The organism is Fictibacillus macauensis ZFHKF-1 (assembly GCF_000269865.1).
Taxonomy (GTDB): Bacteria; Bacillota; Bacilli; order Bacillales; family Fictibacillaceae; genus Fictibacillus_C; species Fictibacillus_C macauensis.
Window position 1 is genome coordinate 1 of sequence record NZ_AKKV01000009.1, and the last position, 13,215, is coordinate 13,215.

General features: G+C 37.5%; 16 protein-coding genes. 10 read left to right on the top strand and 6 right to left on the bottom strand.

From position 1 onward, the window contains the following. From A374_RS01280 to A374_RS01295, 4 genes are all read left to right on the top strand, one after another. A partial coding sequence (locus A374_RS01280; protein WP_007200355.1) for a DUF2179 domain-containing protein occupies window positions 1–329 on the top strand: 329 nt, incomplete at its 5' end. Between the two features lie 121 nt (window positions 330–450). After that, a complete protein-coding gene (locus A374_RS01285; protein ID WP_007200356.1) occupies window positions 451–642 on the top strand; it encodes an alpha/beta-type small acid-soluble spore protein in 192 nt (63 codons plus the stop codon). A 133-nt stretch (window positions 643–775) separates the two neighbouring features. Next, a complete protein-coding gene (locus A374_RS01290; protein WP_007200357.1) occupies window positions 776–1,471 on the top strand; it encodes a TraR/DksA C4-type zinc finger protein in 696 nt (231 codons plus the stop codon). A gap of 1 nt (window position 1,472) precedes the next feature. Further along, window positions 1,473–1,907, top strand: a complete 435-nt coding sequence (locus tag A374_RS01295; protein WP_007200358.1) for a DUF2512 family protein — start codon at window positions 1,473–1,475, stop codon at window positions 1,905–1,907. Between the two features lie 40 nt (window positions 1,908–1,947). Here A374_RS01295 and ppc read toward each other — a convergent pair whose 3' ends face one another. The 3 genes from ppc to A374_RS01310 form a co-directional block, all read right to left on the bottom strand. Beyond that, window positions 1,948–4,698 carry a phosphoenolpyruvate carboxylase gene (gene ppc, locus A374_RS01300; protein ID WP_007200359.1) on the bottom strand — a complete coding sequence of 917 codons (2,751 nt, stop codon included), beginning with the start codon at window positions 4,696–4,698 and terminating at the stop codon, window positions 1,948–1,950. A gap of 285 nt (window positions 4,699–4,983) precedes the next feature. Then, complete coding sequence (locus tag A374_RS01305) at window positions 4,984–5,409, bottom strand: cell wall hydrolase (RefSeq protein ID WP_007200360.1); 426 nt, start codon at window positions 5,407–5,409, stop codon at window positions 4,984–4,986. A 101-nt stretch (window positions 5,410–5,510) separates the two neighbouring features. Continuing rightward, complete coding sequence (locus tag A374_RS01310; protein WP_007200361.1) at window positions 5,511–6,587, bottom strand: NADH:flavin oxidoreductase/NADH oxidase; 1,077 nt, start codon at window positions 6,585–6,587, stop codon at window positions 5,511–5,513. Between the two features lie 226 nt (window positions 6,588–6,813). Between A374_RS01310 and A374_RS01315 the strand changes: the two genes are divergently transcribed. Then, complete coding sequence (locus A374_RS01315) at window positions 6,814–7,221, top strand: hypothetical protein (RefSeq protein WP_007200362.1); 408 nt, start codon at window positions 6,814–6,816, stop codon at window positions 7,219–7,221. Window positions 7,222–7,306: 85 nt separating this feature from the next. Here A374_RS01315 and A374_RS01320 read toward each other — a convergent pair whose 3' ends face one another. Next, window positions 7,307–7,942 carry an FMN-dependent NADH-azoreductase gene (locus tag A374_RS01320; RefSeq protein ID WP_007200363.1) on the bottom strand — a complete coding sequence of 212 codons (636 nt, stop codon included), beginning with the start codon at window positions 7,940–7,942 and terminating at the stop codon, window positions 7,307–7,309. 165 nt (window positions 7,943–8,107) lie between these two features. Here A374_RS01320 and A374_RS01325 point away from each other — a divergent pair, with 165 nt between their 5' ends. The 3 genes from A374_RS01325 (at window position 8,108) to mreC (ending at window position 10,180) form a co-directional block, all read left to right on the top strand. Further along, window positions 8,108–8,449: a winged helix-turn-helix transcriptional regulator gene (locus A374_RS01325; RefSeq protein ID WP_007200364.1), complete on the top strand. Its 342-nt coding sequence runs from the start codon at window positions 8,108–8,110 to the stop codon at window positions 8,447–8,449. Between the two features lie 190 nt (window positions 8,450–8,639). Beyond that, window positions 8,640–9,296, top strand: a complete 657-nt coding sequence (locus A374_RS01330) for a GNAT family N-acetyltransferase (RefSeq protein ID WP_007200365.1) — start codon at window positions 8,640–8,642, stop codon at window positions 9,294–9,296. Between the two features lie 101 nt (window positions 9,297–9,397). Continuing rightward, window positions 9,398–10,180 (top strand): rod shape-determining protein MreC, encoded by a 783-nt coding sequence (mreC, locus tag A374_RS01335; protein WP_007200366.1) that lies wholly within the window; start codon window positions 9,398–9,400, stop codon window positions 10,178–10,180. 46 nt (window positions 10,181–10,226) lie between these two features. Here mreC and A374_RS21350 read toward each other — a convergent pair whose 3' ends face one another. Together A374_RS21350 and modA are read right to left on the bottom strand one after the other, a co-directional pair. Next, window positions 10,227–10,502 carry a hypothetical protein gene (locus tag A374_RS21350; protein ID WP_007200367.1) on the bottom strand — a complete coding sequence of 92 codons (276 nt, stop codon included), beginning with the start codon at window positions 10,500–10,502 and terminating at the stop codon, window positions 10,227–10,229. Window positions 10,503–10,577: 75 nt separating this feature from the next. Further along, window positions 10,578–11,363 carry a molybdate ABC transporter substrate-binding protein gene (gene modA / locus A374_RS01345; RefSeq protein ID WP_007200368.1) on the bottom strand — a complete coding sequence of 262 codons (786 nt, stop codon included), beginning with the start codon at window positions 11,361–11,363 and terminating at the stop codon, window positions 10,578–10,580. A gap of 242 nt (window positions 11,364–11,605) precedes the next feature. Between modA and A374_RS01350 the strand changes: the two genes are divergently transcribed. Together A374_RS01350 and A374_RS01355 are read left to right on the top strand one after the other, a co-directional pair. Further along, entirely contained in the window at window positions 11,606–11,785 is a 180-nt protein-coding gene (locus A374_RS01350) for an aspartyl-phosphate phosphatase Spo0E family protein (protein ID WP_007200369.1), read from the top strand. Window positions 11,786–11,878: 93 nt separating this feature from the next. Beyond that, the gene (locus tag A374_RS01355) at window positions 11,879–13,126 is read left to right on the top strand and encodes a helix-turn-helix domain-containing protein (protein ID WP_007200370.1); all 1,248 of its coding nucleotides are present in this window, start codon (window positions 11,879–11,881) and stop codon (window positions 13,124–13,126) included. The last annotated feature ends 89 nt before the right edge of the window (window positions 13,127–13,215 follow it).

The following is a 13,215-nucleotide window of genomic DNA, read 5'->3' on the forward strand; positions in this document are numbered from 1 at the left end:
AAGCCGCTATGTTTACAATCTTAACAATGTATATTGGTTCAAAAACATATGAAACAATCTTAACTGTAGCTGAACGGAGTTCTGTTATGATTGTAACCGATTGTGGCGAAGCAGTTGCGGAAGCCCTAACAAATGCATTTCATCGAGGCATTACGTTATGGAATGGACATGGTGGTTATTCTCAAACATCTAAAGAAGTTGTTTATTGTGTAATCGTGAATATTCAGTGGCATGATCTTGTTGAAATAGTACATAAAACGGATGAAACAGCCTTTATTACCGCAGTACCTGTTCATAAAATTATGGGCAACTTCAAAAATGTATGGTAGTGAACTATTTTTAAAACCGTTGCTTTTTTTGATGTATCATCACGTTTCCTTCATTTACAAAAATTTCTTTGTATCGTTTTTCGAAAAATGAGAGATTTTAATGTACAAGGAGGTGAGAAACATGGCTCAGTCTAATCGTAATGAATTAGTTGTAAAAGGTGCTCAACAAGCAATCGATCAAATGAAATACGAGATCGCTTCTGAATTTGGAGTACAACTTGGTGCTGATCAAACAGCTCGTGCAAACGGATCTGTTGGTGGAGAAATCACTAAGCGTCTAGTTGCTAACGCTCTTTCTGGTTTAAAACGATAACAACAGAATACAAATGGCTGGAGCTGCCGCCTGGCAGCTCTTTCTTATACAACCAAAAAACGCTTTATTTTTAGTGTATGAGGAATGAAAGGCTGTTACATAATACGATTAATGAAGATTGGAGGAATCAAAAATGTCCTTAACCAATGAACAACTACAGCACCTGAAAAACCTGCTGCTTCAAATGAAAACGACTCTTGAAAATAAACATGAAAAAAACAAGATGTATGGTTTGGAGATTCAACAATCGACCTCCACAGGAGAGTTATCACTTTACGATAATCATCCAGCAGATGTTGGGACAGAACTTTTTGAAAGAGAAAAAGATCTTGTCTTAAATCAGTTAGAGAAACAAACTATGCATGAAGTTACTGAAGCATTGCAACGGATTCATGATCAAACTTACGGCTATTGTAAAGTCTGTCAATGCGAAATACCTTTTGAGCGTTTACATGCTATTCCAGAAACGGCCTATTGTGCAGAACATAGTCCTGTTGAACATGGAGAGAATAATCGCCCCTTAGAAGAGTCAATGCTCACACCTCCATTCCATTCAAATAATGATCAAGAAACGTCAGATTATGATGCGGAAGATAGTTGGCAGGATGCAGCTATATACGGAACGAGTGAAACACCATCCGATTTTGCAACCAATCGTGCATTAGATTACAATGACATGATCATAAATGATGAAGAAAACATAGGCTATACAGAGGAAATTGAAGGGTTTTTGGCTACTGATATGGATGGAAGTAATCCTCATGTAATTCCTAATAAAGCACATGAAGCGTATGAAAAAAGAGTAGATGAATATGAAGGAGGTTTATAAAGTGAAAGCAGCACAAGCACTTGTAATTAAGCTCATTGTCGGATTAATTGCCTTTTCAATCGGGTTAGATCTCTTCTTTGTTGCTAATTTAGCCGACGTTATTTCGTTTAGTGTAGCTTCAGCTATTATTTCGTACATCGTAGCTGACCGTCTTCTTTTAGAGCGAGTGGGGAGTACGAACACGCTTCTCGTTGAATTTTTGTTGAATTATTTACTTGTTTGGGTTTTTGGAGCCATTTTACTCAATGATTATTTGCAAATTGCATGGGGAAGTGTCATAGCTTCGACTATTATAACGGGTGCAGAAGTCGTTGTTCATCGTTTCTTATTAAAAACGGAATCCGCTCGTCAAAAACACGTGCGGCGTCAAGGGGCCACTCCAAAGCTCCGTTTTGTTACGGAGTTTGCGAAAGATGAGGATCCTACAAAAAAATAGGATCATGATCAATAGGAGAAGGTATGCACCTTCTCCTGTTTCAACCTGTATTCCTAAGTCCCGCTGCGATCCCGTTAATTGTTAGTAAAACTTCACGCAATAATTGTTCATCAATTTCATCATGATTACGAAGCTTCTTGATGGTATCTACCTGAAGAAAGCTTAAAGGATCTACATAGGGATTGCGAAGCCGAATGGAGTCTTTAATGGCAGGTGTATGATCCATCAATTCGTTTTGTCCCGTAATTTGAAGAATGGCAGCTTTTGTTATGTTGTATTCTTCTTCAATGCTAGAGAAGATACGCTGAGCTGTTGTTTCGTCTTGAACCAATTCTGTATAATTTCTTGCAACACGTAAATCAGCTTTCATTAATGCCATCTGTAAATTATCAATGGTCGACTGAAAAAACGGCCATTCTTTGTACATCTTTTGTAAGGTTTTTCGTTTTTCTTCATCCTCTAAAGCGAAAGCAAGACCTGTTCCAGCTGCATACCATGCAGGAAGGAGCTGTCTACTTTGCGTCCACGCAAATACCCATGGAATAGCTCGTAAATCTTCAAAACGTTCACTACCCTTTCTACTCATCGGACGAGAGCCGATGTTAAGAGAGGCCAGCTCCAATAGAGGAGTTGCTTCTTTAAAATACGTTAAAAAATCCTCATCTTTAAACACAAGCTGTTGATACGTCTTTAGTGATATTTTTGCCATGTTTTCCATCAGCGTCTCGTGCTCACTGCGATCTTCTGGATCGCGAGAATGAGAAGCTCTAGCTGCACGCTCAATCATGGTAGTCGTCGCTTGTTCAAGGCTTCGGTAAGAAATATCATATTGAGCATACCGTGAAGAAAGTACCTCTCCCTGCTCGGTAATCTTAAAGCCATCACCAATTGTTTCAATGGGTTGCGCTAATATACTTCGATAAAGAGGGCCACCACCTCTTCCTAATGAGCCGCCTCGACCATGGAAAAATTTCAGTCCAATGTTATAACGCGCTGCAACTTGATGAATTTCTTGTTGCGCTTTATAAAGTTTCCAATTAGCTGTTAATGTTCCCCCATCCTTGCTTCCATCAGAATAACCAAGCATGATTTCTTGTTTGTCTTGGTGCGCCTTTAAATGATCACGGTAAATTGGGAGAGAAAAGAGCTTATCCATAATAGTAGGTCCGGCAACTAAATCATCGATTGTTTCTAATAGCGGTGCTACATTTATATGACTTTCAACGGCTCCGTTTGCATGAATTCGAAACAATCCTGCTTCTTTAGCAAGCACAAGTACTTCCAATAAATCACTGACAGATTCAGTCATACTTACGAGATAAACTTCAATCGATCTTTTTCCAAAAAACTGATGTGCGCGTTTGATCATGGTAAACACATTAATCATTTTTTCGGTTTCTTTTGAATAGCAATCATTAAAAGGCAACAATAACGGACGTGGATCTTGTAAAACAGTGGATAGTAATGAAATTTTTTGCTCTTCATCTAAAAGACGATAATCAGAAGTTAGGTGCACAGCTTGGACAATTTCAGCAATCGCTGCTTCGTGTTCACCACTATGATTACGAATGTCTAACGTCGCTAAATGAAACCCAAATAACTTTACTTGACGAATAAGAATATCTAGTTTTTGTGAACGAAAGCCTTTTGGAGAGTGACCTATGAGACTTTCTTTTATAAGTTCCAGATCATGTAATAGTTGCTCAGCGTTGTGATAACCATCATCTTCTATTCCAGCCAATTCTAGTTTTTTTAGCATAATCATTAATTTTATGCGGTAAACCTCATCTTTTAGTGGCCATGTTGCTTCAGATGGCAGAAGATGACGCTCGCTGGCAATACTTTGAAGCAATTGTTCACTCATCGTAACATGCTTCGTAGATTGACTAAGTTGCTTAAGAAGAACTATAAGGGCTTCTTTGTACTTTTTAAAGGCAAGCTCACGATGTTTACGTAATGTATTCCATGTAAGTTCCGGTGTTACGTTTGGATTGCCATCACGGTCTCCGCCAATCCAAGATCCAAAGCGAAGAAAATGAGGGACTTCCCACTGGAATTGTGGAAATTGCTCTAGTAAAATACTATGCAAATCTTCATGAATTTGGGGAAGAACATCAAATAAAGTTTCTTCAAAATAATATAAGCCATTAGCAACTTCATCCATCACAGTAGGTTTGCGATCGCGTAATTCATTCGTTTGCCAAAGGATAGTAATTTCATGTAACAATTGATCACGCAATTGTTGGCTTTCTCTGGCGGTTACTGTATTTTGAAAGGCTTGGAGAAGCGTACTAATTTCTTTATGAATGGTAAGAACACTTCTTCGTGTTGCTTCTGTTGGATGAGCTGTAATGATTAACTCAATCGATAGTTTGCTTACTACTTCTTGCAGTGTCGCTGCGGAAACACCCTCATTTTTTAAATGTGAAATGGTATAGTCAAGTGAACGTTGTTGATGCCCATCTTGTTTAAGATAATCACGACGGCGCCGTATTCGATGATTTTGCTCAGCAATATTTACAAGTTGGAAGTAGACAGCAAACGCTCGAATAACTTGTTCACGGATCGGTTCTTCTAACGCATGAATTTGTTGCTTGAGGTCTTGATAAGAAGCATCATGGTGATTTCGTAATGTTTTTGTCATTTCTCTAATTTGTTCCACTTGCCCCAGTAATTCTGGACCACCATGATTGACTAATACTTCACCAAGGAGATGACCAAGAAATTTAACATCTTTTCTTAACGGGGAGCTGTGATCGTCAAAGGAGTTACGTTCAGTATTGCTAGTCATAGACTCACCTTCCGTTCTATACGTATGAATGACAGAATGATTATTTAGAAAATTTAGATAGAATGAATTGTATCATAAACTAGTATGAAAAATCATGTCAAAAGAAAAAAAACCGGAGGGGTAACCGGTTTTTAAGGTTCATCTATGAAATAAAGGGGGGGATGTCTATACTGTATCACGGGCATGCAAAGAGGCTGTAATTATGAGTATTTTTAGAAAAGTAAGTAATCTATCTGATATGTGTCGTAAAAGCCTGATTTTTTTTCATACGATCATGACAGTGACTTACATGCTATAAATGCTGCCGCATTCTTTGGATGTAGGCTGATAGAAACAATGTAATTTATAGCGAGCAACGAGTGGCTGCCCATACCAAGTGGGTGGACAGTCGCCTTCAGGGCGGAAATACCACAAACCATATTTGGCTGGCCAGTAGCGTTCACCATTAATCGCTCGCTTTGCGAGACGCTTTTCACTTTCGCGAGCTGCCTGATAAAAATAACCGTGTGTAACCGCTTCAAAAGCATGTGGTTGATAAATCATTTGTGGAATGGTTCGCAATCCTTTAAAGTCTGAACAGTTAGCACGGATGCGGTTGATGCCTACGCTACCAATTAATTGCATACCGCGAGTTCCTTCACCTTCGCCCTCTGCTCGTAACAGACGAGCTAATAAATTAATATCGTTTGAGGTAGCTTGCACAACAGCCATAGGCTTTCCTCCTTTCTTTCCTATTCACTATATAGAAAAAGAGGTTGTTGCATTCCGAATTCCTAAAAAAAAGAGCTCCTCGTAAAGAGAAGCTCTACACCTTACCAACCTCTTGCATATTGTGGAGGAATGGCAAGGTCATTTATCTTATGAACGGTCGTCGCTGCGCGTAATGGCCAATAAGGATCACGTAAAAATTCACGACCGATTAATATTAAGTCTGCTTTCTCATTGCGAATAAGTTCATCGGCTTGCATGCCTTGAGTAATTAAACCGACAGCAGCTGTTGCAATGGAGGCTTCGTTACGTATGCGTTCAGCAAATGTATTTTGATAGCCTGCTCCTACTGGAATCTTTGCATCAGAAACGTTTCCTCCCGTACTGCAGTCTATTAAATCAACGCCAAGAGCTTTCAAGCGCTTGGAAAGTTCAACGGACTCTTCAATTGTCCAACCACCTTCTGTCCAGTCAGTTGCTGAAATACGAACAGTAAATGGTAAGTGATCAGGCCATGCTTCTCGCATAATTTGAGCCGTTTCTAACGTAAAGCGAATTCTATTTTCAAATGACCCACCGTATTCATCCGTGCGCTTATTGGATAGTGGAGAATAAAAGCTGTGTGCTAAATAACCGTGCGCTGCATGAAATTCTAACCATTCAAAACCAGCTTTTGCGGCAGCAATGGTCGCTTGTCTAAACTTTTCTTGAATTTCTTTAATCTCTTCAATTGTTGCTTCTTTTGGAGTTTTATATCCTTCAGCAAATGGTAAAGCACTAGGACCAATTACGTCCCAACCACCATTTTCTGTGGCAACGGCTGGTTCGGATCCCTGTTGTTTAAAAGGGCTGTGAGTGGATGCTTTTCGACCAGCATGAGCAAGTTGTATTCCTGGCACCGCTCCATTTTCTTTCATGAAAGCCGTTAAACGTTGATAAGCAGGAATTTGTTCCTCACTATACATTCCAAGATCTTCAGGTGAAATGCGTCCGCGTGGTTCAACAGCAGCTGCCTCTACAATAATTAATCCTGCGCCACCCGTTGCACGAGATCCATAATGGACGAGATGCCAATCATTTGGTACACCGTCTGTAGCACTATATTGGCACATTGGGGAAACCCCAATTCGATTTCGTAGTGTAACATCTTTAATAGTTAATGGTGAAAAAAGGTGTGACATATTGATCCTCCTTCGAACGAATTAGACGTTAGTAGTGTGTGCTGATTACGCAAAATTAGCGTACCATATGGAAAGAACAGAGCAAAACAATGTGCTTACGTGCATATAATGTATAAAAATGGATGTACTGGAAAGAAATAAAATGGATGAAACGGACATAGAATGACAACCATCATACGAAATTGTTAAAGATATAGAAGTTCGGACTGTAAAAGGAAGGTGTAGGATGTCATACTCTGAAAGAATCATACAGAAGATGAAAGAAATGTATATTGTGGATTATCAAGCAAAATTACATATTGATAAAGCACAACATTCAATTCATGTGTTTTTTAGTGATATGAAGTTTAAGTTACGGATTGTTGAAAAGAAAACGAGCGACGTAATGATTCGTATTCAAGATTCAGTTCCGGGCATGTTTGTTGAAGTTATTATTTTAGATCATAAGTTAGGGTTTGAGCGCACTCCTGAAGGATTAATAACGGTTTGGATAGAAATTGGGGATAAATCAAGTGAACTTGATCTTCTACAATGGGACGGAAATATAGTACAGTCCTATCGTTTTAAAAAGGAATTTACGATTCCGATGCTTAATGTGTACTTAAGAGAGGCATTCGACGATATTTTATTTTAGCCTTTTAATAGTTCAGAAGAGTAAATACATACACTACAAACCAAGACCGCGAAATACATTCGCGGTCTTGGTTTATTTTATTAACTTAAAATTGACGTCCAGCTTCAGTTGCTTTTGTCAAACCATCTTGTTTAATTTGTTCTGCTTGATCAGGCATTGCAGCATGCCCTTCAATAAACAAGCCTTCAAAAGATGGTACACCAAAGAATGTCATCATAACGTTTAAGTAACGGTGTCCCATTTCTAAATCAGCAGCAGGTCCTTGAGAATAAATACCACCACTTGCTTGGATGTGGAAAGCTTTTTTATTTGTTAATAAACCAACCGGGCCTTGCTCCGTATACTTAAATGATTTACCTGCAACTGCAACAGAATCTAGATAAGCTTTCATAACTGGAGGGAAGCTAAAGTTCCACATAGGATTTACAAATACATATTTATCAGCTTGTGCAAATTGATCACTTAGCTCGTTAAGACGTTGAACTTTTTTCTGTTCAACATCAGAAAGTTCTTCAAATCCAGATCCGCTTTGAAGTTTCCCCCAGCCGCTAAATACATCAGCATCAATTGCTGGGATCTCTTCTTTATAAAGATCGATATGAATAAGTTCATCGCCTGCATTTGCTTCTTTATAGGCTTCAATGAACGCCTTACCTGCAGCCATGCTAAATGACAGTTTCTCATCATGAGGGTGAGCTGTAATATACAAAACTTTAGACATTAGTTGTACCACCTTTATTCTTAATTTGTTTATTATTTGTTCAACAAGCAGTGTATCATAAGTTACCTTGCAAGTGTTATTATGATGCATACAAAACAACTTGTGAAGTAGGCACATCAATGTGGTATAGTATAAAAAAAGGTACTGTAGGAGTGGAAATGACATATGAAAAATCCAGATCAATGTCAAGTAGTCGTAGCTCTTGATATGATTGTTGGCAAATGGAAACCAATTATTATTCAACATCTTTTAACAGGAGATGTTCTGCGATTTAATGAATTAAGACGGCGTATACCGGATATTACGCAACGAATGCTAACGCTCCATTTACGTGAATTAGAAGAGCAAGATATTGTAAAACGTGTTGTTTATCCCCAAATCCCCCCGAAAGTCGAATATTCAATTACGGAATATGGAAAAGGGCTAAAACCAGTCATGGATGCCATGCATTATTGGGGAGTAGCCCATGTTGAACATATGAAACAGAAAACCCAAACACAAGAATGAGGAGACGGATCAAACGTTTCTTCATTCTTGGTGTACACTCATTCCTTATTTTCCTATGAAAAGCCAAAAAAATTTCATGTAAATAATGGGATTTTTAGATTTAAATCTTCTCCCATTTCACCTAATAAGAGCGTTGAATAGAGGGAATTCTCATGAATATGCTACTATGAAAGAAAAAGGAGCGTGTCAAATGTCGTTACGATGGGAATTCATCACAGAGGAACATTCACCCTATATATCCCAAGTTTTTTCTTTATATGATGAGATTTTTCCAATTGAAGTAAGAGAACCTCATCACGTGTTTCGCAACGGATTACATGGAGAAGCAGCTAAGTACTACTATTTTTTAGTAGGAATTGAAGAAGATCACGTCGTGTCTTTTGCTACCGCACATTATTTACCCGATGTAAACACAGGATTTATCGTATACTTAGCGACTTCACCTACTGTTCAGCAGCGAGGACTTGGTTCGTTAACACTCGAAGTAATGGAAAATAAATTACAAGAAGCCGCTAAAAAAGCAGGAAATCATTCCTTACGAGCGCTCGCACTCGAGACAGAACGAGCAGAAGATGCACATACAGTAGAAGAACGTGTAGATAGTGATAAACGACAGCGCTTTTTCAAAAAGCATGGCTATAAAAAAGCTACAGAATGTGCCTATGTTCAACCGCCATTATATCCTGGGGGACAACCTGTACCACTTTATTTACTATTGAAAACGCAGCATGCATTGTCCTCCGTTCAAGAAATTGTCGCATCTATGTATCGTTACAAATATGAAACTGTAAATGAGATTGATTCAAAGGTTCTTCAAGCCCTTTTAGCAGGTAATGCGTGTAAGTAAACAAATATGTAAATTATCCTACAATCGCCTTTTGTCAAAACCCTACTAACTATGATATGATTATCTGCGTTTATTACATGGAAAGGTGACTTTATTAAACGATGCGATTACTCAGCTGGAAGTTCCTCGTGTTGCTCCTTTGCTCAGGCGTTTTAGCGCTTTTGCTGATTTATTATTTTACAAATGATAATTTTATCGGTAAGCGCTATGTTATGAATATTGTTCATAACGTTCAACAGATGCAAGCGACGCAAAAAGAAAATAAAATATTAAAAGCAAAATTACAAGAGCAAGAATCGCTTGAAGTAGAGGCGACAGAGCTAAAGCGAGAAAACAAAAATCTACAAACCATCTTAAATAAAACAAAAAATGTTGAGCAATATAATCCACTTCAAGCCAATGTCACCTATCGAAGTTCTGACGGGAAAAGCTGGTATGAAACAATCGTAATTGATAAAGGCTCAAGCGACAAAGTCCAGCCGAACATGGCTGTCATGACGAAGGATGGCTTGATCGGAAAAGTGTCGATTGTAAAGCCTCATTTCTCAGAAGTAAAACTGTTAAGTAGTAAAGATAAGCGATATCGAATTTCGGTAACAATTAAAGGGAAAAAGAAGAAAATCAACGGAATTTTAAATGGATTTGATCCAAGTAATAAGTACTTAATGGTACGAGATTTACTAAAGAAGGACTTGAAAAATGGTGAAGAAGTTGTCACTTCAGGACTTGGTGAAATTTTGCCACCTGATTTAGCAATTGGAACCGTTGTTAAGATTAAACCAGATCCTTATGGCTTAACGAGCATTGCCTATATTAAGCCAAAAGCCGACTTTTATGATATGAATCAAGTAATGGTTCTTCGCTCAGGTGCTAAAGCACAATAAAACAAGCGTGTACTTACAAAGATAAGTACACGCTTGTTTTATTGTGTTATTTTTGTTTGTACCTTCCCGATGCAGCCCCTGAGAATGGTGCAGCGGTTGATGGATTTTGACCGGTGGCTATTGTTCCAGCAGGCGATGGGTATAATGTCCCTTGGGTTAATTGAAGATCATCGCCAATAACAAGCGAAGTGGAAGGTGTGTCAAAAAAAGCGCTAGAATCAATCGTATGAGCATCACCAATAAGTAGTACCGAGGATAAACTTACACCCATTATATTGACGTCACCGATTGAGAGTTGCCTGTTAACAACTTTAAAGTTCATATGAAATCACGCTCCTAACGTCATTCATACTACGCTATGTAGCAGCCGTAACATTTATGACTAAGAAATGAGGTGTTAGTGACGAGCAGGAAGTTTTGTAAACCCGAACTTCAAGAAAATATCCTTCGTGCTAGGTTGTTGAAGATACTGAAAAAAGGCTCTTGCCTCCGTTACATGTTTGCTTTGTTTAATAATTCCTAATGGATAAACGATAGGGGCATGACTTTTTTCACTTGTAATGGCTGCTATTTTTACTTTTTGAGAAATGAGAGCATCGGTTTTATAAACAAATCCTGCCTCTGCATTTTGTGTTTCTACATATGTAAGCACTTGACGGACATCTTTTGCGTAGATGGCTTTTTCTTTAAGAGCATTCCAGACGTGTTCATGCTCTAATGTTTGCTTTGCGTATTGTCCAGCAGGCACAGTTTCAGGTGTACCGAGGGCCACTTTTTTTACAGCCTCTTTTTTTAAATCATGGATCGAAGCAACGGAAGTAAGTGTCTTTGGTACGACAAGAACAAGCTCATTACCTAGTAACGATGTATGATCCTTTTGAGCAATGGAACCATCTTTTAGTAACGTTTGAAATTGATTTTCAGCTGCGGATAAGAAAAGATCTACAGGTGCACCCTCGGAAATTTGTTGCTGTAAGGGACCTGATGCGCCAAAGTTAAAGCGAAGCTTAATGGTTGGGTGTTTCTTTTCATATTCTTTTTGAACCGCTAATAGAGCGTCTTTTAAGCTTGCAGCTGCTGAAATGGTGAGGATTGTTTTTTGGCGATGTTCTTGCGTTGTATTGCTACATCCAGCATGTATGCATAAGAAAAATAACGATAGACCTATTAACAATTTTTTCAATTATAAACTCCTCGTTTATTTGTCATCTTCTTCACTATAGCATGATTTTTTACAGTAAAAAGGACTTGTTTTTCCTGCGTGGACAATTGTTTATATAAAGTTGAGCAACATTTTGGAATATAGGCGGTCTAAAGGCGCATTTTTAAGAAATATTTCTCAACATGAACTTTTCATTTTTTCTACAAATTGAACGTTTTTTCATATATCATTACAATACAGCTATTAAACCAGGAGTGAGCATTATGTTTTCTTCTTTACATAAAGAAATGATGGACTTAATTGAAAATAAGCGAATTGAACTTGTTCAGTCAGCAGAATGTAATGGAATACAAGCTGCCGAAACGGTAAATCGTGGACGAGAATTAAATGAGCTATTAAATTGTTACCAGCGATTAATTACAATCTCACCTGACGGGGAATAAAAGAGTCTATCGACTTATATTATTCCCATCGCTATGATAGAATTTTCATTAGATAAAATTTTGCAATAGGGATAAAGTGAGGTACGTTGTGTAGTGGATGGCAAAAAAATATACTATCATCGAACGAAAAGAGGACTAACGCAAAAAGAAGCAAGCGACGGCATTTGCTCAATATCTTATTTAAGTAAAATTGAAAATAATAGTATTGTAGCAAGTCCAGAAATACTTGAGCTATTGTGCGAGCGGCTGCATATTGATTCTAAAGCGATTGATGATCACTATTTAACCGAATTAAAGGTTGAATTGAAAAATTGGTTAGATGCCATAAAATACAGAAATGAAGAACTAATTACACAAAAGTATTTTGAATTGCTACCTATCATGGAGAATGTTGATGATGTGGGAGTAGTTACGCTTTACCAAATTACACTTGCTAGATATTATTTATATAAGCATTTATTAGATCAAGCGGATCAAATATTATCAGAGATTTCGGCATTCAGAAAGTTTGAATCAATAGAGACTCAATACTTCTTTCATCAATGTCGAGCACTGTATGCTGAGTATACGAATAAATACGATGACGCATTTAGAGAGCTGAAAAAAGCATTTAAGTTGTATAAACAAGGAAACTTTAAAGATTCTGATTTATTATATCATGCTTCTATTCTTAGTGCTAAGCTAGGTTTTTTTCAGCAGAGTTTATTATATGCGAAAGAAGCACTTGAGGATTTTGATGCAAGAGCTAACTATAAAAAAAGCTTAGAATGCCATGTGATCTTAGGCATTGCCTACACTCGAATCAATGAATTTGTTAAGGCAAGGTTTCATTATCACACCGCATTAAAGGCAGTGAAGATGAATCCATCTTTTGAACCTGTACTGCCACTTATTTTACATAACTTAGGACATTCTTATTTCCGCTCAGAAGAATATGAAAAAGCAATCCCTTATTTAAAAGAAAGTTATGAAAAAAAACAGGGGGAAAATACAGAGGGAACAATTAATGTAATATCAAGAACATATTATGCTATGAATGATATTGAGAATGCTCGTAAATGGCTTGAAAAAGGCCTAGAACATGCTCAAGGTAAAGAATTGTTTTCCAATTATATATGGTTGAAAGTACTTGAATTCCAAATGGATCAAAAAGAATATTCCAATGAATTTCAACAATTTCTAGAAGATGAGGCGACGCCTTTTTTAGAAAAAAATCAGGATCGAGTATTTTTATTATATGTATATGAAACATTAGCTCATTATTATACAGAAAAACATATGTATAAAAATGCAAATATTTACTATAGTAAATTAAATGGTCTTTATAAAGAATATATTTAAACCATGATAAAAAACTTACTAAGATAAAAAATGCTGGATTAACGACCTCGAACATGAACTGAACCCAAAAAGTTAGACATTAGGATTTT